The 22,898-nt window shown below is 64.0% G+C and carries 23 protein-coding genes; 15 read left to right on the forward strand and 8 right to left on the reverse strand.

Annotated features, from left to right (window positions below; genetic code table 11):
• The first annotated feature begins 11 nt into the window (after nucleotides 1-11).
• Nucleotides 12-3,029, forward strand: a complete 3,018-nt coding sequence (locus tag AC23D6_RS09870) for a Tn3 family transposase (RefSeq protein WP_487749107.1) — start codon at nucleotides 12-14, stop codon at nucleotides 3,027-3,029.
• A 471-nt stretch (nucleotides 3,030-3,500) separates the two neighbouring features.
• Here the strand turns inward: AC23D6_RS09870 and AC23D6_RS09875 are convergent, their stop codons facing one another.
• The 4 genes from AC23D6_RS09875 to AC23D6_RS09890 all read right to left on the reverse strand — a co-directional run bounded on the left by AC23D6_RS09875 (nucleotide 3,501) and on the right by AC23D6_RS09890 (nucleotide 7,758).
• A complete protein-coding gene (locus AC23D6_RS09875; protein WP_487749108.1) occupies nucleotides 3,501-3,896 on the reverse strand; it encodes a hypothetical protein in 396 nt (131 codons plus the stop codon).
• Between the two features lie 937 nt (nucleotides 3,897-4,833).
• Entirely contained in the window at nucleotides 4,834-5,607 is a 774-nt protein-coding gene (locus AC23D6_RS09880; protein ID WP_487749109.1) for a hypothetical protein, read from the reverse strand.
• Between the two features lie 73 nt (nucleotides 5,608-5,680).
• Nucleotides 5,681-7,018, reverse strand: coding sequence for a sensor histidine kinase (locus AC23D6_RS09885; protein WP_487749110.1), 1,338 nt, complete (start codon nucleotides 7,016-7,018; stop codon nucleotides 5,681-5,683).
• Nucleotides 7,015-7,758 carry a response regulator gene (locus tag AC23D6_RS09890; protein WP_487749111.1) on the reverse strand — a complete coding sequence of 248 codons (744 nt, stop codon included), beginning with the start codon at nucleotides 7,756-7,758 and terminating at the stop codon, nucleotides 7,015-7,017. The genes AC23D6_RS09885 and AC23D6_RS09890 overlap by 4 nt, the downstream gene beginning before the upstream one ends.
• 317 nt (nucleotides 7,759-8,075) lie before the next feature.
• Between AC23D6_RS09890 and AC23D6_RS09895 the strand changes: the two genes are divergently transcribed.
• From AC23D6_RS09895 to AC23D6_RS09905, 3 genes are read left to right on the forward strand one after another with little or no spacing between them, the layout of a single operon-like run.
• The gene (locus AC23D6_RS09895) at nucleotides 8,076-9,125 is read left to right on the forward strand and encodes an alpha/beta fold hydrolase (protein WP_487749112.1); all 1,050 of its coding nucleotides are present in this window, start codon (nucleotides 8,076-8,078) and stop codon (nucleotides 9,123-9,125) included.
• On the forward strand, nucleotides 9,122-9,826 hold the full coding sequence (locus AC23D6_RS09900) for a cytochrome c biogenesis CcdA family protein (protein ID WP_487749113.1): 705 nt from the start codon (nucleotides 9,122-9,124) through the stop codon (nucleotides 9,824-9,826). The genes AC23D6_RS09895 and AC23D6_RS09900 overlap by 4 nt, the downstream gene beginning before the upstream one ends.
• A 5-nt stretch (nucleotides 9,827-9,831) precedes the next feature.
• Nucleotides 9,832-10,389, forward strand: coding sequence for a thioredoxin family protein (locus AC23D6_RS09905; RefSeq protein WP_487749114.1), 558 nt, complete (start codon nucleotides 9,832-9,834; stop codon nucleotides 10,387-10,389).
• Nucleotides 10,390-10,456: 67 nt separating this feature from the next.
• On the opposite strand, the gene AC23D6_RS09910 is transcribed toward AC23D6_RS09905, so the two are convergent.
• On the reverse strand, nucleotides 10,457-10,669 hold the full coding sequence (locus tag AC23D6_RS09910) for a tautomerase family protein (RefSeq protein ID WP_487749115.1): 213 nt from the start codon (nucleotides 10,667-10,669) through the stop codon (nucleotides 10,457-10,459).
• 55 nt (nucleotides 10,670-10,724) lie between these two features.
• Complete coding sequence (locus AC23D6_RS09915; protein ID WP_487749116.1) at nucleotides 10,725-11,456, reverse strand: SDR family NAD(P)-dependent oxidoreductase; 732 nt, start codon at nucleotides 11,454-11,456, stop codon at nucleotides 10,725-10,727.
• 107 nt (nucleotides 11,457-11,563) lie between these two features.
• Here AC23D6_RS09915 and AC23D6_RS09920 point away from each other — a divergent pair, with 107 nt between their 5' ends.
• The 11 genes from AC23D6_RS09920 to AC23D6_RS09970 all read left to right on the forward strand — a co-directional run bounded on the left by AC23D6_RS09920 (nucleotide 11,564) and on the right by AC23D6_RS09970 (nucleotide 19,280).
• Nucleotides 11,564-12,490 carry a LysR family transcriptional regulator gene (locus AC23D6_RS09920; RefSeq protein ID WP_487749117.1) on the forward strand — a complete coding sequence of 309 codons (927 nt, stop codon included), beginning with the start codon at nucleotides 11,564-11,566 and terminating at the stop codon, nucleotides 12,488-12,490.
• A 148-nt stretch (nucleotides 12,491-12,638) separates the two neighbouring features.
• A complete protein-coding gene (locus AC23D6_RS09925) occupies nucleotides 12,639-13,052 on the forward strand; it encodes a cupin domain-containing protein (RefSeq protein ID WP_487749118.1) in 414 nt (137 codons plus the stop codon).
• A 46-nt stretch (nucleotides 13,053-13,098) separates the two neighbouring features.
• On the forward strand, nucleotides 13,099-13,320 hold the full coding sequence (locus AC23D6_RS09930; protein ID WP_487749119.1) for a DUF2798 domain-containing protein: 222 nt from the start codon (nucleotides 13,099-13,101) through the stop codon (nucleotides 13,318-13,320).
• Nucleotides 13,321-13,440: 120 nt separating this feature from the next.
• Entirely contained in the window at nucleotides 13,441-13,860 is a 420-nt protein-coding gene (locus AC23D6_RS09935; RefSeq protein ID WP_487749120.1) for an organic hydroperoxide resistance protein, read from the forward strand.
• A gap of 201 nt (nucleotides 13,861-14,061) precedes the next feature.
• On the forward strand, nucleotides 14,062-14,877 hold the full coding sequence (locus tag AC23D6_RS09940; protein ID WP_487749121.1) for an SDR family NAD(P)-dependent oxidoreductase: 816 nt from the start codon (nucleotides 14,062-14,064) through the stop codon (nucleotides 14,875-14,877).
• Between the two features lie 42 nt (nucleotides 14,878-14,919).
• Entirely contained in the window at nucleotides 14,920-15,636 is a 717-nt protein-coding gene (locus AC23D6_RS09945; protein ID WP_487749122.1) for an HvfX family Cu-binding RiPP maturation protein, read from the forward strand.
• Between the two features lie 94 nt (nucleotides 15,637-15,730).
• Entirely contained in the window at nucleotides 15,731-16,195 is a 465-nt protein-coding gene (locus AC23D6_RS09950) for an HvfA family oxazolone/thioamide-modified RiPP metallophore (RefSeq protein ID WP_487749123.1), read from the forward strand.
• Between the two features lie 61 nt (nucleotides 16,196-16,256).
• Complete coding sequence (locus AC23D6_RS09955) at nucleotides 16,257-17,117, forward strand: HvfB family MNIO-type RiPP peptide maturase (RefSeq protein ID WP_487749124.1); 861 nt, start codon at nucleotides 16,257-16,259, stop codon at nucleotides 17,115-17,117.
• Nucleotides 17,107-17,868 (forward strand): HvfC family RiPP maturation protein, encoded by a 762-nt coding sequence (locus AC23D6_RS09960; protein WP_487749125.1) that lies wholly within the window; start codon nucleotides 17,107-17,109, stop codon nucleotides 17,866-17,868. The genes AC23D6_RS09955 and AC23D6_RS09960 overlap by 11 nt, the downstream gene beginning before the upstream one ends.
• Nucleotides 17,869-18,048: 180 nt before the next feature.
• Nucleotides 18,049-18,270, forward strand: a complete 222-nt coding sequence (locus AC23D6_RS09965) for a DUF2798 domain-containing protein (protein WP_487749126.1) — start codon at nucleotides 18,049-18,051, stop codon at nucleotides 18,268-18,270.
• A gap of 32 nt (nucleotides 18,271-18,302) precedes the next feature.
• On the forward strand, nucleotides 18,303-19,280 hold the full coding sequence (locus AC23D6_RS09970; RefSeq protein ID WP_487749127.1) for a carbon-nitrogen hydrolase family protein: 978 nt from the start codon (nucleotides 18,303-18,305) through the stop codon (nucleotides 19,278-19,280).
• Nucleotides 19,281-19,355: 75 nt separating this feature from the next.
• Here the strand turns inward: AC23D6_RS09970 and AC23D6_RS09975 are convergent, their stop codons facing one another.
• Both AC23D6_RS09975 and AC23D6_RS09980 read right to left on the reverse strand, forming a co-directional pair.
• Nucleotides 19,356-20,303: a GlxA family transcriptional regulator gene (locus tag AC23D6_RS09975; RefSeq protein WP_487749128.1), complete on the reverse strand. Its 948-nt coding sequence runs from the start codon at nucleotides 20,301-20,303 to the stop codon at nucleotides 19,356-19,358.
• Nucleotides 20,304-20,624: 321 nt separating this feature from the next.
• The gene (locus AC23D6_RS09980; RefSeq protein WP_487749129.1) at nucleotides 20,625-22,898 is read right to left on the reverse strand and encodes an NADP-dependent malic enzyme; all 2,274 of its coding nucleotides are present in this window, start codon (nucleotides 22,896-22,898) and stop codon (nucleotides 20,625-20,627) included.

Below are 22,898 nucleotides of genomic sequence, written 5' to 3' on the forward strand. Positions count from 1 at the left end.
CAGGGCACTGCATGGCGACGCTGCACGAGACCGCGTATCCGCGCCTGAAACCTGATCCCACGGCCAAGGAACTGGACGAGATTTACACGCCCAGCGGCGGCGAAGTGCGCCTCGCACGTAGCATGGCGACCCAGCCAACCACTCAGTTGGCTGTGCTCATTCACCTGAAGATGTTCCAGCGGCTGGGCTACTTCGTGATCCTAGCCGATGTCCCAGAACGGATTCGGCAACATATTGCCCAGGCAGCCGGGCTGCGCCGGGCGCTATCCATCCGAGACTTGAATCGCTACGACGTCTCCGGCGCTAAACGCGCCCATATGGCGCGCCTGCGAAAGTTCCTGCGCGTTCGTCCGCTGGATGTCAGCGGGAGGGAATGGCTGGCAACGGTGGCCCAGGCCGCCGCTCAAACCAAGCATGTCATCGCCGACATCATCAACGTGCTGCTGGAGGAGCTGGTTCACCATCGCTTTGAGCTGCCGGGCTTCAGTACGCTGGAGAAGATTGCGGTTCAGGCCCGCGAGCAGGTGCATGAGCAGTATTACCGCAGCATCAATGAGGCCTTGACCGCGCCAGCCAAGAGCTTGATCAAGGAACTGTTGGCCGCACCGGCCAATGCCACATATACCGGCTGGAATGCGCTAAAGCGCGAGCCCAAACGGCCCACCAATAAGGAAGTGCGCTTTTATCTGCAACATATCCAACGCCTGCAACATCTGGCCCATCAGTTGCCGGCCGTGGATATTCCGGTTCCGAAGCTGAAGCAGTTCCGCGCCATGGCGCGTGCGCTCGATGCCAGCGAACTGGCCGAACTCAAGCCGGCCAAGCGCTATGCCTTGGCGACGATCTTCATTCGGTCCCAGTACGCCAAGACATTGGACGATGCGGCCGACCTGTACATCCGGCTGATGCAGAACCTGGAGAACACGGCCCAGCAAAGACTGTTGGCCTACCAAGTAGAGCACGGCAAGCGTGCTGATACGCTTATCGCGCAGCTCAAGGAGATCCTGCAGGCTTATCAGATCGACGGAACGGACACACAGCGTGTGGATGCCATCGGACTGAGTCTGGTGGCGGACATTTCCACACTGCTGGCCGAATGCGATGAACATATGGCGTACGCAGGCCGCAACTACCTGCCATTCCTGATCCAGCCTTACAGCGTTGTCCGCCCGTTGCTGTTCAACTGCCTGGAGATCATGCAACTGCGCTCCACCAGCCAGGACGCGGGCATGGAACGCATGATCGCTGCTCTGCTGTCGCTCCGCGGTCAGCGGCGGGACATGATTGAGGCCAGCTCGATCGGTCTGGATGTTGAAAAGGATCTGGGCTGGTTGTCAGTCAACTGGCGCAGGCACGTCTTCGGCCGCAAAGCGGACTCGCTGGGGCCGGGCTGGGTGCATCGCAAGTACTTTGAGCTAGCTGTGCTGGCCCAGATCAAAGACGAACTCAAATCCGGTGATCTGTTCATTCCCCACGGGGAGCGCTACGACGATTACCGAGAGCAACTGGTGGATGAGGCCACATTCGCCCAGGAACTGGAGGCCTACGGTGAGGTATCTGGTCTGGCCACCGAGGCCAGCGAGTTCGTGCGCCATTTGCAGCAAGAGCTGAGCTCACTGGCCGACACGGTGGATGCACGTTTTCCGGAGAACGTCCACGCCGATGTGGTGGATGGGCGCCTGGTGCTCCGGAAGCTGCAACGGCCTGAGATCTCCAGCGCCATTGCCACGGTCGATGCTCTTATCACCGAGAGGCTGCCGGCGATGAGTATCGTAGACGTGCTGATCGATGCGGCTCAATGGCTCAAGCTGCACCGTCATTTCCGGCCGATTGCGGGCACCAATGCGCGCGTGGACGATCTCATGCGCCGGGTGATCACTACGCTGTTCTGCTACGGGTGCAACCTGGGCCCGACCCAGACTGCGCGCTCAATCAAGGGCTTCAGTCGGCGCCAGATTTCCTGGCTTAACCTCAAGTACGTCACTGAAGACACGTTGGACAAGGCGATCGTGCAGGTGATCAATACGTTCAACAAGTTCGATCTGCCTGGCTACTGGGGCTCGGGCAAGAGTGCGTCGGCCGATGGCACCAAGTGGAGCATGTACGAGCAGAACCTGCTCTCGGAGTACCACATCCGCTACGGTGGTTATGGCGGCATCGGCTACTACCACGTCTCTGACAAGTACGTGGCGCTGTTCAGTCACTTCATTCCGTGCGGTGTGCACGAAGCGATCTACATTCTGGACGGATTGCTGGCCAACACGTCTGATATCCAGCCTGAAATCGTGCATGGGGATACCCAGGCCCAGAGTTATCCGGTCTTTGGTTTGTCCTACCTGTTGGGCATTCAGTTGATGCCACGTATTCGCAACATCAAGGATCTGACCTTCTTCCGCGCGGAGGCGGGTCGCCCGTACAAGAACATCCAGGCGCTGTTCGGCGACAGCATCGACTGGGGCCTGATCGAAACGCATCTGCACGACATGCTGCGGGTCACGGTGTCGATCAAGTTGGGCAAGATCACCGCTTCGACGATCCTTCGCCGGCTGGGAACCTACAGCCGGAAGAACAAGTTGTACTTCGCCTTCCGGGAGCTTGGGAAGGTCATTCGCACGCTGTTCTTGCTGCGCTACATCGATGACGTGGACATGCGTCGGACTATCCAGGCGGCCACCAACAAAAGCGAAGAGTTCAATGGCTTCGTCAAATGGGTTTTCTTCGGCGGAGAAGGGATCATTGCCGAGAACGTGCTTCATGAGCAGCGAAAGGTCGTGAAGTACAACCAGCTCGTGGCCAATATGATCATCCTGCACAACGTAGACCAGATGACACGCACGTTGGCCAGCCTGCAGGAGGAGGGGATGGAGTTGAATCCCGAGGTTCTGGGCGGCTTGTCGCCGTATCGGACCAGCCACATCAATCGGTTCGGAGACTACACGCTCGACCTGGAACGTAAGGTCGCGCCTCTCCAATTCACCGAGATCGTTTTGGAGCCCCACTGGACGCAGATCGCCGAGCCGAGAGGGTAGCGGACTCTGTCTATTCAGTTTCGACGCGAAGTGCTAATAGGCCACTTCGTGGCCTCAGCGGCGTATGAAGAAGAAAAGCACGCAACATCAAAAACTTAAAACGGATTCGGCTGTATTTCTCACGAATCCCTGCCGACCCTCAAGTCCGTACCCACAAGGAGCTTGAACGCATGCAGCGCCGCTTGAACCCCGACGCCCCGCGAATCGTGGAGATTCGCACCGACGTCCCCAGCGCTTGGGCTGGCTGGTCCTTCTCAGCCAATGGAAAGCACCTTGTGAGTCCAGACCGAGACAGGATTACACCCGAGCGACTCGCCGGCCTCCTTTGGCGAGACACGATGGAACTACGCCGTGCCGGGCTGCGCTCGCGCCGCGAGGCTGAAAAGCCGATCAAACGCGGGCCAGTAAAGGTAGTTGTCGTGGAATTCGCCGACTGGCACGCCCGGCACTTTGGGAGCCGAGCAGGATGATCTAAGCCGACACGTTTGGATTGCCGTACATGGGGGTCGCTTTGGGACGAACGGTGAAGTCGCAATCGTCACGGGCATCAAGCTCATTAACGAAGTTGTTGTAAGCCCGCCGCTTCCTCACCCATCCCCTTATCTGGATAGCTCCGAGTAGGAAAGAAAGCCCGCTAAAAACAACGTTTAGAAGGAACTCATTGGACGGCATCACGCCCTCTTTTGGCCACTTATCGACAACACCAATGATGCATGGAATGAAGAGCCCTACGAAGAACAAGGAATACTCGCGTTCGTGTATGGAAGAAAGATCGCGAAGCTGCGTTATCTCGTTCTCCGTTAGCACATAGTGTTTTGGATTGGCGTCGTACTTTCCGGTAATTTTGAATGCGACGGGCCTATTCATTCGCATCGTCCTCCCGACTCACCGCTGTCTCTACGGGTTTCTCTACAGGAGTATCGACAGAATCAGGCAGCAACCCTAGTTGCTTTAGGGTATGCATTCGCACGAAACCGCAGTTAGAACAAATCAGTACGCCTACCGGGATAAAAGGTGGACGCGCAGCGTCAGACCATTGCGTAATTACCGCGGCCTCCTCAATAAGCGTCCATTCAGTGCTACCGCATGACATGCATGAGGAACTCGCCTTCTTCTCGGTCAACGAGTTTGATATCTGCTCACTGGTAATAAAGAAAGGCAATGAGACATTGCTGAAGTCTAAAAGCTTAGATTCACCCTTGCTCACAAATCATCTCCGATTTAGTTCACCCGCCAGTGCAGCGTTGCCAACCATCGTCTGCCCAGGCCTGTTCCCAGCCATTCTGAATCTTTCGCATAGCTTGGCCGCCAATGCACACTAAGCCGGTGCGCTTACCTTCCGCGGACCCGAGCGCGGGCAGTTTGATGACGCTGCTTGAAGGGCCCGGCCGTCCCGCGCGTCTAGCTTCCGACTTGATGTGATCGGCTTCGATGCGATCACACATAGGCTTGATTGCGAGATGCGAATTGTTCGCGTAGCTCTCACAGTTGAAAGGCGTCGTGTCTTTAGCTGTGGAGTTGTAGTCCGCCCTAGGCGCGGGGCCGACTCGGGGGACGCCCCTCCCCTGACCCGCAGTTGTTTGCGCGACGGCCGGCAGAGCCAAAGCCATCAGCAAGATCGTTGCGCATGTTTTCCCCATTGCCATCCCTCCGTGACGACGGCGCGAGGCTAACACAGGCGTTGCGCATGGCGGTGGCCGGCCTTCGGACCGGAACCTGGGCGTGCGCATCCTTGGCCAGAGCTTGCGGGCTCCTAGGCCGCTCGTGAGGCGTTTTGCGTAGGGGCGAACGCCCCTACACCCCGTCAAAGCCCTGCCGTGGGGCCCGTGAACGTCTCGCCCGTCTCGTACCCCGGACTGCGCGGAAACATGTCCGCGCGCGCGCCTGGGCGATACCCGATGCTGACACCGGGATCGCTGGACGCCTGCGGCTGCGCCTCCTGTTCTGCGGGCGGTGCGCTGGCAGCCGTGTTAGCTGTCTCACGCCGGTAAGGGTTGTAGACCGGGCCTTGGCGCGCGAGCGTGCGGCACTCGCCCTGCGGAATCACGTAGGCGGTGCCCTGCTCTGTCAGGCACGTGCAGGTGTAGTCCTGCCAATCGCCGCGTGCGTCCGGTCCGGGCTTGGAACTCAGGCAGTACAGCTGCGGATCGGCGGTCACTTCGCGGTCGTCGTAGACCTTGGCTGTCCATGGGGCCATACCGAAGCGCGGCACGTGATCGGTCGCGTAGTCGATGAGGGTGGCCCACCTGGGTTCCTGCTTACCTGCACGCGAACCGGGCGACGCACGCGAGGCTGCGCCGCGGCTCGGGTTCGGCGTAGCCTCACCCGCCGCCGGCTTGCCTTCGCTGTCGCTGATGCTGGAATACGCGTTGCAGAACAGCAGGAACCACGCCGAGCCCAGCGCGAGCGCACCTAGCCCACCGATGATCAGCGCCTTTTTGACGAGCGCCGGCATGCGGTACTTGATGGTGTGCGGCGAGTTGGCCGACACGTAGAGGTGGCCAATGTCCTTGATCGGGAACTTGTAGGTCTCGCTGTCGGCCTTGGACCGGCCGCGCGGGCTGCACGGGTCCTCCATCACCTCATTGGAGCGGACCTGCCCCACCGACGTCCGCTTCCGGCCACAAGCGGACATCCCCCCAAGACGGAAGTCAGGATTGAGCGGGTGGTGACGTGCTGCCAGGCAGAGTGACGGTCGCCCGCAGTCCGCCTCCTTCACGATGGGAGAGTTGCAGGGAACCACCCAACGCTTGGGTCAGTTGCTGGGCAATGGCCAAACCGAGACCGGTGCCCCCTGTGGCACGAGCACGCGACGGCTCGAGCCTTTGGAACGGCTTCAGTGCCGTCTCCCATTGGTCGGACGGAATGCTGGGACCGCGATCAAGCACATCGATGCATGCGCGCCCTGCCCCGTCGATACGTACCTGGGTCTCGGCGCTGCCGGCGTGGTTCAGCGCATTGTCGATCAGGTTCTGCAGGACGCGCCGCAAGACCTGCGGATGCGTGTCGCGTGACGCCATCGCACCTTGCAACACCTGCACGGGACGACCCGCATCTTGATAGTCGCCCGAGATGCTCTCCAGGAAGGCGGTCAGGTCAAGACGGACCGCCGATCCGAGCGTCACACTCGCACTCCGCGCGTAGTCCAATCCCTCACGCACGAGCTGGCTTATCTGATCGATATCGCCCAGCAGCTTGTCCTGGCCGGGACCGGACTCCATCGCTTCTACCCGCAGGCGCATGCGGGTGATCGGCGTCTGCAAGTCGTGCGAGATGGCGGACAGGATCTGCGTGCGCTCGGTGATATGCGCGGCAACGCGCGTCTGCAGCGCATTCAACGCCTGCGCCGCCTGGGCAACTTCCCACGGACCTTCCTGTGGAAGGAGCGCGTTGTTCCCCGCCGGATCGATGCGCTCGGCCGCCTGCGCGAGCCTGGCCAGCGGACGGGTTGCCACACGCACCGCGACGCCGACGCACAGCAACAGCATCAGCACCTGAGCGGCGAACACCCATGGCAGCCATGTCGCCACCGGCATGGGAGCGGGCGTCACCTCGATGGTCAGCGGCTGGCCGTCGGACAGCGTCAGTTCCACCTCGTAACGCTCCGGTACGGAGGAGACCGCCCGTGGGCGCAGCGGATATCGCCGGCCCAGTGCGTCGTCTATCAGTCCGGCCACCTGACGGGATCGCTCCGTGGACAACGGTATGCCCGGAGCCGCCGGCCGCAGGAGATAGCGATAGGTTCTTCGTTCGAGGCGGGGCATCCACGCGGCACGCTGGCTCGCGGGCAGACGCTCCAGCAGCGCGATGCTGACCGGCACGTCTTCATAGAGATTCCTGAGCATCATCGAGCGCGTGGCATCCATGCGCTCGCCGAACAGGAGCGCGAACGACAGGACATGCGCAAGCAGAAGACCTGTGCCCAGAATGAGGATCAACCGCGCACGAAGCGTCCCGGGCAACCAGCGCGGCGAGCCCAGGATGGTCATGTGTCCCCGCCTTCCAGCACCACCGCCTGACTGAAAACATAACCTTCACTGCGAACGGTCTTGATGTAGCTCTGCTCGCGGGCGCCGTCGCCCAGGCGTTGCCTCAAGCGGCTCACCAACAGGTCGATGGAGCGGTCGAACACGTCGGCATCACGCCCCTGCGTCAAGTTCAGCAACTGGTCCCGGCTGAGTACGCGCTGCGGATGATCAATGAAGACCCGCAGCAACCGGAATTCAGCACCGCTCAGCGGATAGGTGGTTCCCTGTGCGTCGAGCAGATGTCTCGCGGTGGTGTCCAGCCGCCAGTCACCGAAGCGGATCCAGCGACTGGCCTCCGATACCTGCAGGTTCGGCGGCAACATGCGCGCGCGCCGGATCACGGCATTGATGCGGGCAAGCAACTCGCGAGATGAGAACGGTTTCGTCACGTAGTCGTCCGCGCCCATTTCCAGACCGATGATCCGGTCCGTTTCGTCATCGCGCGCGGTCAACAACACCACCGGTACGGCGCGATGCTTGCCGGCGCGCAGGTTCCTGCATAGGGAAAGACCGTCCTCACCCGGCATCATCACGTCCAGCACGATCAGGTCGACGTCGCTGGTATCCAGCGCCGCACGCATTTCACGACCGTCGGCCGCCAGACTGACGCGCAGGCCATTGCGACGCAGGTAGTCCCCGACCATCTGGCGGATGTCGCGATCGTCGTCGACGACGAGGATGTGATCGGTGTGGGACGACATGCGTGGACTCCGGGATGCGGCGGCGGCATGCACTGCCTTTTGCCGCGCATGGTAGCGCCTGTCGTTGGCGTGACGAGGCCCCGCCGACGCCGGCTTTGTATCGGAGTGTATCTGGCGGACTTTTCAGAGCATTGGCTAACAAATCGGTGGCCGTGGCGACACGTGGGGGATGAGCCGGCGGCGCGAAATGCGTCCATCCCGGCGGACGACCCGCCGGCATCACCCGAGGGATGCGACACGCAGGCTCCACAGACTGCTTCCCGCAACGCGCATTCCCTCCGATCCGTCCCCTCATCCACCCTGCTGGAGGATCCACCATGTCCGCGATCTCTGCCTCGAACCTCTGTCGCCTGCGCGCCCTGTCATGGCTGGCGGGCACCTTCCTGACGTTCAGTGGAGCCGCCTTCGCGCAGCCGGCGACGCAGGCGGCTTCCCCCACACTGCCGCCCGAGTTGATAGCCAACAAGCAGGTTGATGCGGGAGACCTGCGCATCGGTTACGCCGACCTCGGCCCTGCCAAGGGTGAGGTCATCATCTTGCTGCACGGCTGGCCGTACGACATCAACAGCTACGCGGAGGTCGCTCTCCAACTGGCCGCACGCGGATACCGCGTGGTCGTTCCGCATCTGCGGGGCTACGGCACCACCACCTTCCGGTCTGCGGACGCGCCACGCAACGGGCAGCCGGCCGCACTCGCGTCGGACGTCATCGCGTTGATGGACGCACTGAAGATACGTCGTGCGACGCTCGCCGGCTACGACTGGGGTGCCCGCTCGGCAGACATCGTGGCGGCTATATGGCCTGAGCGCGTCAAGGCACTGGTGTCGGTCAGTGGCTACCTGATCGGCAGCCAGGAAGCCAACCGCACGCCGCTGCCCCCTTCGGCCGAACATCAGTGGTGGTACCAGTTCTATTTCGCCACCGAACGCGGCCAGGCCGGCTACGCGCGCTATACCCATGACTTCGCACGCAAGATATGGGAACTGGCATCGCCGCGATGGGCATTCGACGACGCGACTTTCAACCGCAGCGCGGCGGCCCTGGACAACCCGGATCACGTGGCCATCGTCATCCACAACTACCGCTGGCGCCTGGGCCTGGCCGAGGGCGAGCCGAAGTACGCGGCACTCGAGCAGCGCCTGTCAAAGGCGCCGCCCATCACGGTACCCACCATCACCATCGAGGGTGATGCCAACGGCGCGCCGCACCCGAAACCGGAGGCGTACGCCGCGAAGTTCACCGGCAAATACGAACACCGCACCTTCATCGGAGGCATCGGCCACAATCCGCCGCAGGAAACGCCGGCCGCTTTCGTGCAGGCGGTCATCGACGCCGTGAACCTGTCTTCGGCACGAAACGCGCCATGATCGACTATGCACTGGCGCTGCTGGCCGGCATGGCCACCATCCTGTCGCCCTGCATCCTGCCGATCCTGCCGATCGTGCTTGCTACTGGGTCGAGCGGGGACCGCACGGTGCCCGTCTGGATCATCGGCGGCTTCGTCGCGACATTCGCCAGCAGCGGCGTGCTGCTGGGTGTCCTGGCGACGTCATCCGGCGCGCTGCAGGATGGCCTCCGTACCGGCTCCATCCTCGTGTTGCTGCTGGCCGGCCTGGCCTGCTTCTGGCCCGCGCCGTTCGAACGCGCCGTCGCGCGGGTGCAGATGCAATGGCAGCGCGCGCGGCCGTTCCATTTGGCACTTCCTCAGGTCGGTGGACGTGCCGGCGCATGGGTCGTCGGCGCGTCGCTGGGGCTGGCATGGACGCCATGCGCAGGCCCGGTACTGGCGTCGGTCCTGGCGCTGGCCACCCGCGCTCAGGCGCCCGCCGAGGCCAGCCTGCTGCTAGGCCTGTATGCCTTGGGTGCCGGGATCCCGATGTTGCTGATCGCCTACGGCGGGCGCTGGATCAATGCACGCCTGCCGTTCCTCCAACGCCACGCGCCTTTGGTGCGCAAAGGCTTCGGCGCGCTGGCCATCGCGGTCGCCGTACTTCAACTGCTCCAGTACGACGTCCTCGTGTCTGCCTGGGTCACGCAGTGGCTTCCCCCTCTCTCTCAAGGACTCTGACCTCCATGAAAAAGCTTTCTTCGTTCATCACCCTGCTGAGCGCATGCCTGTTTGCCGCCGCGTGCTCGCCGGAGGTGCAGGCCGATCCGGTCCAACCCGCTCACGCCGCTCCCGCACCAAGGGCGCCGGAGTTCACTGGGATCGAGCATTGGGTGAACTCGCCCCCACAGCGTCTAGCCGACCTCCGTGGCAAGGTGGTGCTCGTGGAGTTCTGGACATACTCCTGCATCAACTGCATCCGCGTGATGCCGCATATCAAGCGCTGGCATGCCAAATACCGCACTCAGGGACTGGTGGTCGTTGGCGTTCATACGCCCGAGTACGGTTATGAGAAGAAGTTGAGCAACCTCAGGGCCGCAGTCCAGCGCTTCGGCATCACCTACCCGGTGGCGCAGGACAACGATTACGACACCTGGAATGCGTATGGCAACCGGTACTGGCCCGCGTTGTACCTGATCGATCAGCAGGGCCGCATCGTCTACCAGCATTTCGGCGAAGGCCAGTACGCGGAAACCGAAGCGAAGATCCGCTCGCTCCTGGCCGCTGCGGAGAAAACCCGCTGACGCGCGGCAGGCCGGCGCGTGCCGGCCTGCTTCCCGAATGTGGGTGGCGAGCAGGTCCTTCGGGGCTTCAGCGTCCCGCGGTCTCGCGCACGCGTCGCTCGGTCACCAGCTCGCCCCCATGGCCCCAATCGTCGGTGTCGACTTCGGCGATGACGATGTGGGTCAGGTCGGGCTGCTTGCCGAGTACGCGCTCCAGGGTGCCGGTGATCTCGCGCACGAGTTGGCGCTTCTGCGCCAGCGAAGTGCCATCGCGGGTGATGCTGACGTGGACGAAAGGCATGGACTGTCTCCTGCGAAAAAGGGAAGGCAGGGCCGCATGCAGCGGCCCTGCACGATCACCAGCGACCGGCGGACATCCCGCCATCGACCGGCAACACAACGCCCGTGGTGAACGCGGCATCGCCCAGGTAAAGCACCGCATCGGCGACTTCATCGACCGTGCCGATGCGACCGGCGGGCTGCAACCCGTTGAGGAACCCATGCATGTCCGGCACGTACAGGGGCGTATCGATGATGCCCGGCGCGACCGCGTTGACCTGGATGTTGTGCGGCGCCAATTCGAGCGCCAGCGCGCGGGTGGCCTGGTTGATGCCACCTTTGACTAGAACCGGCAGGACGGCCGGCACCGATTGCAGCGGCTGCGCGGCGATGCTCGCCGTGATGTTGACGATGTGGCCAGAGCGACGTTCGCGCATGTGCGGCACGACGGCCTGAGCCGCAAAGAAGAAGCCCTTCAGGTTGGTGTCGACCAGCGCCTGCACGTCATCAGGGTCGTACTCGGTGAACGGCTTGGCGACGAAAATCCCGGCGTTGTTCACCAGTGTATCGACCTGCCCGAAGCGTTCGATGGCGGCATCGACCAGGCGCTTGCCGGTATCGGGTTCGGCGATGTCGCCGGGCACGAGCAGCAGGTTGGCCGGGTGGCCGAGCCGGAGGGCGGCAGACTGCAGCCGGTCGAGCGTGCGCGCATTGGCGACGACGTTGTCCCCCCGTTGCAGGTAGGCGCGGGCGATGGCGAAACCGATGCCGCTGGAGGCACCGGTGACGATGACGGTCTTGGAGCTCATGGAATCCTCGAGAGTTGGGGTGCCTTTCGGCGTAGCGGCACTCTATTCCCGTCAAATCTGACGATAAATGAGTCAGAATGCATTTCACCTGTTACGCAGCGTAATCAATGCAACGGCGATTCGACGACATCCTGGTCGGCAGCCTGGAGCTCTTCTGCCTGGCAGCGGAAACCGGTGGCTTCACCCGAGCGGCGACCGCCGCAGGTGTCACACCGGCGGCGGTCAGTCGGTCGGTTGCACGACTCGAGGAGAGGCTGGGCGTGCGTTTGTTCGTGCGCACGACCCGCACCATCCGGCTGACGGATGCCGGGCGCGCCTATCTGCTGCACTGCCGGCAGGCGCTGGACCAGTTGGCGGAAGCCGATCGTGAAGCCTCCGGTGGACAATCCGACCCTGCCGGGCGACTGCGCATCAGCGTGCCGACCACGTACGGGCACTACCGCCTGCTACCGCTGCTCGCCGAATTCCACCGCCGTCACCCGCGCATCCAGGCCCACATACATATCGGCAACCGGAACATCGACTTCACTGCGGAAGGATTCGACTTGGCCATCCGCGTCCGGAAGCCGCCCGAATCGGGCCTGGTCGCGCGCCATCTGGAAGACGCCGAACTGGTCCTGGTCGCTTCGCCGGACTACTTGCAGCGGCGCGGCGTGCCGCAGCACCTGGGCGAACTGGCGCAACACGATTGCATCCAGTTCGAATTGCCCAGCACCGGGCGGCGGATCCCCTGGCTCTTCAGGGACGGCGCGACCGAGATCGAACTGGAAACGGATGGCCCCTTCCTGCTCTCAGAGGATGTGCTGGGCGGCGTTTCGCTCGCGTGCAATGGCGGTGGCGTGTTCCAGGCCTATCGCTTTACGGTCGAACGCGAGATCGCCGCGGGCCGCTTGGTGGAAATGCTGCCTTCGCACGGCGGCCGCAGCCGGCCGTTCAACCTGCTGTATCCGCGCGGGCGGCATATGCCGCAGCGTGTACGAGCCTTCATCGACTTCCTGTTCGAATCCGTGCGTAGTCAGCCGTTCCACGCCTGAACCGCCCGCCGCAACGGCAGCTCCGCCGGGCCTGGGCTTTGCGCAAGCCCGCAGGGCGGACAAGGACCGATACAAAAATGCCCGCACCCGGACACAGCCGGGATACGCAAGCGGCGTGAAATGACCTCCCATCCACCGGAGGCCCGCCATGAACATCACGAAGCACAGAATGATCGCCGCCGCGCTGCTGGCCCTGGCCAGCGCCACGCTGTGGGCAGCCTCTGCCCAGCCTGCCGGTATCGGCCGGCACGAGGCATTGCGGCATGACCTGGACGATCCGGCTCGAGAAGTGGTGCAGGTGCGCGTCGACTTCGCCCCTGGCGCGAAGTTCGGCATGCACACGCATCCGGGCATCGAAGTCGCGTACGTGCTGGAAGGGACGCTCGAGTACGCATTCGAGGACGCACCCCCGGTCACCCTGACCGCCGGGCAGTCGCTCTTCATCCCCGCCGGCATGCCGCATGCCGCACACAACCCCGGCCAGGCGAACGCCGCAGAACTGGCGACCTACCTGGTCGAGAAAGGCAAGCCCATCGTCGCGCTGCGACGCGGGGCGCCCTGAGCTCCGCGCGTCGAATCGACACATCAACACGCACAGATCACACGCCATGAACGTCGAACTGAAACGGAAAGTCGCCTTCGCCCTTTCGATGGGCATCGTCACCACCGGCATCATTTCCTTCGTCCTGATCGCCCTCAACCTCGGCTTCTCACAAGGCTTCCTCGCCACGTGGCTCCGCTCATGGGGTCTCGGGTACGTCATCGTGATCCCCGCCATCCTGCTCGTCGGGCCGCGTCTGCAGGCGCGCATCGATCGCCTGATCCCCTAGGCGCTGCGCGACCGGGCCGCACTCCCGCCTGCATCCCGCCGATTGCCACCCACCGGACATGCGCCGTGTCCGGCGTCTTTCTCCCTGGCGCACTTACCTCCAACCCCATCAGGTATTCCCGTGATCAACCATATCGAACATGTCGTCTACACCGGCAAGACCCATACCACCGGCGGCCGCAAAGGCGCCTCGCGCAGCGATGACGGCCGCTTGGCCATCGAACTGTCGCCCCCTGGCAGTCACGGCCCTGGCACCAATCCGGAGCAGCTCTTCGGTGCCGGCTGGTCGGCATGCTTCCTAGGCGCCATCGGCAAGGCGGCTCAGGCGGCGGGCGTCGCTCTGCCCTCTAACGCCGCAGTGGATGCGGAAGTGGACCTCGGCCTGACCGGTGATGCGTATTTCCTTGCGGCACGCCTCAACGTCAGCCTCCCAGGCCTGGATCACGACCTTGCCCGCGCGCTGGTCGAGGCCGCGCACAAGATCTGCCCTTACTCGAAAGCCACGCGCGGCAACATCGATGTCGAGACCCACATTGCCTGAACGCGCTGCCGTGGCCCTGGTGCACCCGGATGCCGCAGGCGGCCACGGTACTTCCTGCCCGCCAAGCGCGTGATTGCGCGCAGCCAGCCCAGCACTGCTACCACCGCGGATGTCTTAAAGGGTGGGATATATGACATTTGCGCCATTGGGTGCCGCGTGTAGCGTTGGCATCACCCCGGAACCCCGGATCAAGGAGACATCATGAACACTCGAATTCACAAAGGCACGGCACTGATCACGGGCGCGTCGTCCGGTATCGGCGCTGTCTATGCGGACCGGCTGGCTCGCCAGGGCTACGATCTGATCCTGGTCGCCCGCCGGGAAGACAAGCTGCGCGAGCTGGCGCAAACGCTGACGGACCGGACGGGCCGTTCGGTCGAAACCCTGGCCGCTGACCTCACCGACGCCGAGGGTGTGGCTCGGGTTGTCGAACAGCTGCGCACCGATGCGAGCATCACGATGCTCGTGAACAATGCCGGCGTGGGTGCCACCGCCCCGCTGCTCCAGTCAGGCGCGGAGGACATGGAGCGCATGATCACGCTCAACGTGAACGTGCTGACCCGCCTGGCCTACGCGGTGGCGCCCGCCTTCGTCGCGCGCGGCGCCGGGACCATCATCAACATCGCGTCCATTGTCGCGCTGGCGCCCGAACTGCTGAACGGTGTCTATGGCGGCAGCAAGGCCTACGTATTAGCGTTTTCCCAATCTTTGCAGCATGAGTTGGCCGACAAGGGCGTGCGCGTGCAGGTCGTGCTGCCGGGCGCCACCGCGACCGACTTCTGGGATGTCGCCGGCTTGCCGGTGAGCCACCTTCCGCAAGCGATCGTCATGTCCGCCGACGCCATGGTCGATGCCGCACTGGCCGGCCTGGACCAGGGCGAACAGGTCACCATTCCTGCGCTCGCCGATCTGAGGGACTGGACCGTGTTGGAGAACGCCCGCAAGGCCCTGGCGCCGCAACTCTCCAACGCCCAACCCGCACCGCGCTATCGCATCGCGGCTTCCACGAACCCCTAGTCGAATCGCTCCCCAACAATTGAGCGTGCGCCACGCCACCGCGTGGCCGCCGTCGACCTGCCTTTGCCCGAGAACATCGAGATGAACCTGCTTACCCAATCCCACGCCGCGCGCTCGTCCTTTTTTTCCGGCCTCGACGGCGTGGGCGAGTGGCTGGGTCCGTTGGGCCTGCGCCTGCTGCTTGCATGGGAATTCTTCGAGGCGGGGAGGGAAAAGCTGCACGGCCAGAACTGGTTCGCCGAACTGGGGGACAGGTTCCCTCCGCCTTTCTCCCTGATGAGCCCCGGCATCAACTGGACGCTGGCCACGTGGTTCGAACTGATATGCAGCATCGCGCTGCTCTTGGGCATCGGCACACGCTATGCCGCGGCCGCGCTCTGGGTCCTGACGGTGGTGGCGATCCATGCGGTGCACTGGCCATCGGATTGGTCGAGCCTGGCTGAATTGTGGAAGGGCTACGCCATAAGCGACAACGGTCATGGCAACTACAAGCTTCCACTCCTCTACCTGGTGATGCTGCTGCCGCTCGCACTTTCGGGCGCCGGTCGCATGAGCGTGGACCACCTGGTCCGCAGGGCGTTCGGCACCGCGACCGAGGGCACGGCCAGCGCCACCTCCTGGGGCATCGTGCTCGCCGCCCTTGGCGCGACGACCGCGCTGCTGGTGCCCGGGTTCGGCATGACGGTGGCCGCGGCCGGCGTGATCCTCGTCGTCTCGCGTGTTGGCACCCTCGCCGCGATCCGGCACACGTCCGCCTGACCGCACCGTGCCCCTTTGTTTCTCGCTTCGTACTGCGTCCGCAGTACTCCCGGCGGCTCACCCCGCCCCTACCCTCCCCCATGGAGAAATTGCAATGTCTGACAACCCCCGCAACACATCCGCTGGCATGCTTGGCCTGGCGCTCGCCGGGCTCGTCTTCAGCGGCTCTGCTTTCGCCGTCCAGCCCCTGGCACAGGGCTACATGCTGGGCGCCACGCATGCCACCGCGGAAGGCAAATGTGGCGAAGGCAAGTGTGGCGAAGGCAAGTGCGGCAGCACCGAAACCACACCGAAGGCGCAGACCAAGACCGCCGAAGGCAAGTGCGGCGAAGGCCAGTGCGGTGACGCGATCTTCAATTCGGTCGATACCGACGATGACGCCCGCGTCTCCCGCGCAGAGTTCCTCAAGGTCGAACCGAAAGGTGCTGCGGCGTTCGCCAGGAAGGACACGAACAAGGACGGCTACATCGACGAGATGGAGTCGTACCTGAGCGTCAAGGCCGCCTACAACGCGAACGGCCGTGAACTGCCCAAGGGGCTGTTCTCCACCAAGGACTGAGTCAGCCAAGCCGTAAGCGACCCCGCCATCGCGCGGGGTCGTTTTCCCAGGAGCCACCGTGATGAAAACTCCCCACCCGCCTCTCCGCGCCGGTCTCGGCCTGCGACGCAAGTTGATGCCCGACCTGCTCGGCTTGTCTTCCGATGCCGTCGATTTCCTCGAGGTCGCGCCCGACAACTGGATCGGCGTCGGCGGACTACTGGGCGAGCAGTTCGCGCAAGTGGCCGCGCGCTTCCCGATCAGCGCGCACGGTCTTTCATTGTCCCTCGGCGGCACCGAGCCCTTGGACATGTCCTTGCTTCTCGCGACACGCGACTTCATCGAGCGCTTCGACGTGACGATGTACAGCGAGCATCTGAGCTACACGAGCGACGATGGCCAACTCTACGACCTGATGCCGATCCCGTTCACCGACGAAGCGGTACACCACGTCGCCGCGCGTATCCGCCAGGTGCAGGACGTGCTCGGCCGTCGCATCGCCATCGAGAACGTCTCCTATTACGCCGCACCTCACCAGGCCCTGGCCGAGTCCGATTTCATCAACGCCGTGCTCGCCGAGGCGGATACCGACCTGCTCCTCGACGTGAACAACGTCTACGTCAATGCGATCAACCACGACTACGACGCAGAGGCATTCCTCGACAGCCTGCCGGTCGAACGCATCGCGCAGTACCACATCGCCGGCCATCACGACCAGGCCATCGACCTGAAGATCGACACCCATGGCGCGCCGGTGAAGCCCAGCGTCTGGGCGCTGCTGGACAGCGCCTACCGGCGTTTCGGTCTGCGCCCCACGCTGCTGGAGCGCGACTTCAACTTTCCGCCGATCAAGGCGCTGCTGGCCGAGACCGATCGCATCCGTGCCATGCAGGAAAGCCATGCCGCGCGCGCCCGCCTGAGGGAGCAGCCCCGTGCCGCCTGAGACGCTGCGCGAACAGCAGTTCACCTTCGCACGTTACCTGCGCGACCCCGGAGTCCACCCGGCGCCCACCGACCTGGACGCCCGACGCCTGCGCGTCTATCGCAATCTGTTCTTCAAAAACATCGAGGGTCTGCTCCGCGGCAGCTTTCCGGTGATCAGCGCAACACTCGGGCCTGCCGAGTGGAAGAACGTGGTGCAGCGATACTTTGCGGCGTACCGCAGTCGCACCCCGCTCTTCCCGCGGATCGCGGCGGAATTCGTTGACCATCTTCGGCAGCAAGCCGAGGCGGGCGTCCAGCCCGCCTGGCTGGCCGAGATGGCGCATTACGAATGGATCGAGCAGGCGCTGTTCACCAGCGACGCGCAACCCCCGTCGCACGACCCGGACGGTGACCTGTTCGACGGTATCCCCGTGTTCTCGCCCTGGGCGGAACCCCTGCTCTACCGGTGGCCGGTGTTGCAGATCGGTCCCGGGCAGGTCCCGAGCGCAGCGTCTGATACACCCACCCTGCTGCTCGTGTGGCGAAACGCCTCACAGCAGGTCAGCTTCTCGCAGATCGGCCCTTTTGCATTCCATCTGCTGACCTCCGTGCGCAACGTACAGCGCACGGGGCGAAGCCATCTGTTCGCGCTGGCGGTAGACGCGCAGGCCGATCCGGCGTTGATCCAGGCCCAGGGCCTCGACTTGCTGGAACAGATGCGCAAGCAGGGCATCGTGTTGGGCACGTTATCGGATGCGCAGGCACCGTAATGCTGAGCCTGACAAGCCCCGTCATGCCCATCGAGTGCTCCGGCACGGAGCGCCGCATGCCCTCCGGACCAAACCACCGCGACCAGGCGTTCGAGCACGACGGCGGGCGGCCCGATCGATGTCATATCCGCCGCCATCGTTTGCACTAACCCCCGCAATCCGAAGACGTGGAGCGTACCCGTGAACATCCAGCTGAAACGACGCATCGCATTCGCGCTCCTCATGGGCGCACTCACCACCGGCATCATTTCCTTCGTTCTTCTTGCGCTGAACGTCGGCTTTTCCAGCACTTTTGCCTCCCGGTGGTTGCGCGCCTGGAGCATCGGCTACGCCATCGTCATCCCGGTCATCCTGCTGGTCGGCCCGCGCGTGCAAGCGCAGGTCGAGCGGCTGATTCGATAGGCCGTTCCCCTCAACATGAAGAGAGCTCAACCATGACTGTCATCAAAGCTGCCGCCGTGCAGATCAGTCCCGTGCTGTACAGCCGCGAAGCGACCATTGACAAGGTCGTCCGCAAGATCCAAGAACTGGGCCAGCTTGGCGTTCAGTTCGCCACGTTCCCCGAGACGGTGGTGCCGTACTACCCCTACTTCTCAGCGGTCCAGACACCGCTCGAACTACTGGGTGGAACGGAGCACCTGCGCCTGATCGACCAGGCCGTCACGGTGCCCTCCCCCGCGACGGAAGCGATCGGCGCTGCGGCGAAGAAGGCGGGCATGGTGGTATCCATTGGCGTCAACGAACGCGATGGCGGCACGCTCTACAACACGCAGCTCCTGTTCGATGCCGATGGCGCTCTGGTCCAGCGACGCCGCAAGATCACGCCCACCCACTTCGAGCGGATGATCTGGGGCCAGGGCGATGGCTCCGGCTTGTGCGCGGTCGACACGCGGGTCGGACGCATCGGCCAGTTGGCGTGCTTCGAGCACAACAATCCCCTGGCGCGCTATGCCCTGATGGCGGACGGCGAGCAAATCCATTCGGCCATGTACCCCGGCTCGGCATTTGGGGAAGGATTTGCCCAGCGAATGGAGATAAACATCCGCCAGCACGCGCTGGAGTCGGGCTGTTTCGTCGTCAACGCGACGGCATGGCTCAGTGCCGAGCAGCAGGCGCAGATCATGCAAGATACGCAGTGCGGCATCGGCGCCATCTCGGGTGGCTGCTTCACCGCGATCATTGCGCCCGACGGCATGTTGATCGGCCAGCCTCTGCGCGAGGGCGAAGGCGACGTCATTGCCGACCTGGATTTCTCCCTGATCGATCGCCGCAAGATGCTGATGGACTCGCGGGGGCACTACAACCGCCCGGAGCTCCTGTCGCTGCTGATCGACCGCACGCCGACATCCAATATCCACGAGCGAAGGGATGTTGCCGCCCAGCATGCGATCCGGCATACCGAGCTCGTCTAGCGCTCGGGCAACGCCACGCAAACCACGGTCATAGCGCCGATGCTCCGGCGCCTCTGATTAGGCGCGCCATCGCTTTCAGGTGCGCGCCTCGCCCAGGCGCGCGTTGCGGCGGAGCGCCTGTGGCGGTTGCCCGAACGCCCGCAGAAAGGCGCGACGCATGCGCTCGGTGTCGGCGAACCCCGTCTCGGAGGCGACTTCGTCCATCGAATAGCGGCTCTGCTCGATCATTACGCGCGCCGCTTCAACGCGCAGGTGCTCGACTGCCTTGGCCGGCGATTGTCCTGTCTCTGCGCGGAAGGCACGCGTGAACTGGCGCGGACTGAGATGGGCCGCTTCTGCGAGTTCCTCGACCGTCAGCGCTGCGCGCAGGTTCTCTCGTGCGTGCGCCAGCGCCGCCTGGATGCGGTCGGATTTGGCGTCGAGCTCCAGCAGCGCGGAATGCTGTGACTGCCCGCCGGCGCGCCGATGATAGATCACCAGGTTCTGCGCCACTCTTCGGGACACGTCGGCTCCGAAATCCTTCTCGATCATGCCGAGTGCGAGATCGAGGCCGGCGCTCATGCCCGCAGACGTCCACATCCTTCCATGGGTGATGTAGATACGGTCCTCTTCCACGTAGACCCTGGGAAACTGCTTCTGTAGGTCGCGTGCGTGGAACCAGTGGGTGGTCGCGCGGCAACCGTCCAGCAGACCCGTCTCCGCGAGGATGAAGGCGCCGGTGCATACCGATGCAGTACGACGCGCAGATTCGGATGCTCTGCGGAGCGATCGAATCAGCCCCGGCGAGGAACGCGCCGGCACGAGGAGGCCAGTGACGATCAGGGTGTCGACGCGGTTACGCGCCAACGGGCGCGTTTCGACCGGAATGCCGAACGAGTTGGGCACGGAACCTCCGCCTTCCGACAAAAGGAGCACGCGGTACAGCGTTTCCTTCGCCACGACATTGGCCATCTCGAAGGCCGAGGCGGCCGCGAGACCCATGATCTGGAAACCGGGCGGAAGGATGAAGCCGATCGTTAGCACAATGCGGGGCTCTTGCGACCTAAAAGGAGGGATACAGTATATTTGAGGCGCGGGTGATGCGACTACTCGGCTGACGTTTTCTATGGGTCGCAAGCGGACATTGCCGGATGGCGGCAGCCTTTGGCCAGCAGGCGATGTTCTTGAAGGGGTCTTGGGAGATCCGCGCGCCTGGTCCTCGGCAAGGCTCAGGCCCTCGCGTCGACGGATCAGGCGCGGTCCGCGTGTTCGCCGATGAGGCAGCCGAATGCATATGCGCCATGCACCCGGATCGCGACGGTGGGGTTGCCAGCAACGAGAGCAGGAAAAACGGTATTCGCCGCGTCAGCTTGAGGTTCGAATCTGCGCATCCACCGCGGCGATGGCGGTCATGTTGATCACGCGGCGCGGGGTGGCGCTGGTGGTCAGGATATGCACCGGGCGCGAGATGCCCATCAGGATCGGGCCGATGGCCACGCCGTCGGTCACCACGCGCACCATGTTGTAGGCGATGTTGGCCGCGTCCAGGTTCGGCAGCACGAACAGGTTGGCGCGCCCGGTCAGCGTGCTGCCCGGCATGATCCGGTGGCGCAGCACTTCGTCCCATGCGGTATCGCCCTGCATCTCGCCGTCGACGTTGAGGTCGGGTTTGCGCTTCAACAGCAGCTCGCGGACCTTGCGCATCTTGATCGCGCCCGGCGTCTCGTGACTGCCGAAGTTCGAGTGCGACAGCAGCGCGATACGCGGTTCGATGCCGAACAGCTTCAGACGATAGGCCGCCTGCAGCGTCGCCTCGGTGATTTGCTCGGCGGTCGGGTCGTCCTGCACGTGCGTGTCCAGGAAGAAGTACGCACCCTGGTTGTTGATCACGCCGGTCATGGCCGAGGTCGACTGCACACCCGGGTCCAGCGGGATCACGCTGCGCACGTAGCCCAGCTTCTTGTGGAAGCGGCCGACCAGGCCGGTGATCATCGCGTCGGCTTCGCCACGGGCCACCATTACCGCCGCGATCAGGGTGGGACGCGAGCGCATCAGGTTCTTGGCCGCCGCCGGCGTCACGCCACGGCGTGCGGTCAGCGCGTGGTAGTGCTGCCAGTAGTCGTTGAAGCGCGGATCGTCGTCCTGGTTGGTCACTTCGAAATCGACGCCGGCGCGCATGCGCAGGCTCAGGCGCTGGATGCGCGCCTCGATCACGTCCGGGCGGCCGATCAGGATCGGGAACGCCAAGCCTTCATCGATCACCGTCTGCACCGCGCGCAGCACGGTCTCTTCCTCGCCTTCGGCGTAGACCACGCGCTTCTTGTCGGCGCGCGCACGGTCGTAGACCGGCTTCATCATCAGGCTGGTGCGGTAGACGAACTGGCCCAGCTTCTCGCGGTATGCCCACATGTCCGGGATCGGGCGCAGGGCCACGCCGGAGTCCATCGCCGCCTGCGCCACCGCTGCGGCCACCTCGACCAGCAGGCGCGGGTCGAACGGGCGCGGGATCAGGTATTCCGGACCGAAGCACGGCACGTCGTCGCCGTAGGCACTGCCCAGGTCGGAGGCCTCGCGCCGCGCCAGCTTGGCGATGGCATGCACGCAGGCGACCTTCATCTGCTCGTTGATGACCGTGGCGCCCACGTCGAGCGCGCCGCGGAAGATGTACGGGAAGCAGAGCGCGTTGTTGACCTGGTTCGGGTAGTCGCTGCGGCCGGTGCCGATGATGACGTCCGGGCGCACGGCCTTGGCCTCGGCCGGCGAGATCTCGGGGGTCGGGTTGGCCAGCGCCAGGATGACGGGCTTGTCCGCCATCGTCGCCACCATCTCCGGCTTCAGGATGCCGCCGGCCGACAGGCCCAGGAAGATGTCCGCCCCGTCCACGATCTCGGCCAGCGAGCGCTTGTCGGTATCGCGCGCATAGCGTGCCTTGTCCGGATCCAGGTGCGGGCGGCCGGTGTAGATCACGCCGTCGCGATCGAACGCCAGGATGTTCTCCGGCTTCAGGCCCAGCGCCACTAGCATGTCCAGGCAGGCGATGCCGGCCGCGCCGGCGCCGCTGGTGGCCAACTTCACGTCCTCGATCTTCTTGCCGATCACTTCCAGCGCATTGACCACCGCCGCGCCGACGATGATCGCGGTGCCGTGCTGGTCGTCGTGGAAGACCGGGATCTTCATCCGCTCGCGCAGCTTGCGCTCGACGATGAAGCACTCCGGCGCCTTGATGTCTTCCAGGTTGATGCCGCCGAAGGTCGGCTCCAGCGAGGCGATGATCTCGACCAGCTTGTCCGGGTCGGTCTCGTTGATTTCGATGTCGAACACGTCGATGCCGGCGAACTTCTGGAACAGCACGCCCTTGCCTTCCATCACCGGCTTGCCGGCCAGCGCGCCAATGTTGCCCAGGCCCAGTACCGCGGTGCCGTTGGTGACCACGGCCACCAGATTGCCGCGCGCGGTGAGCTCGCTGGCCGCGTTCGGGTCTTCGACGATGGCCTCGCAGGCGTAGGCCACGCCCGGGGAATAGGCCAGGGCCAGGTCGCGCTGGGTCAGCATCGGCTTGGTCGGGGCGACCTTGATCTTGCCCGGCGGGGACTGCCGGTGGTACTCGAGCGCGGCCTGTCGCAAGACGTCATGATCCAT

The organism is Pseudoxanthomonas sp. G3, from assembly GCF_057654715.1.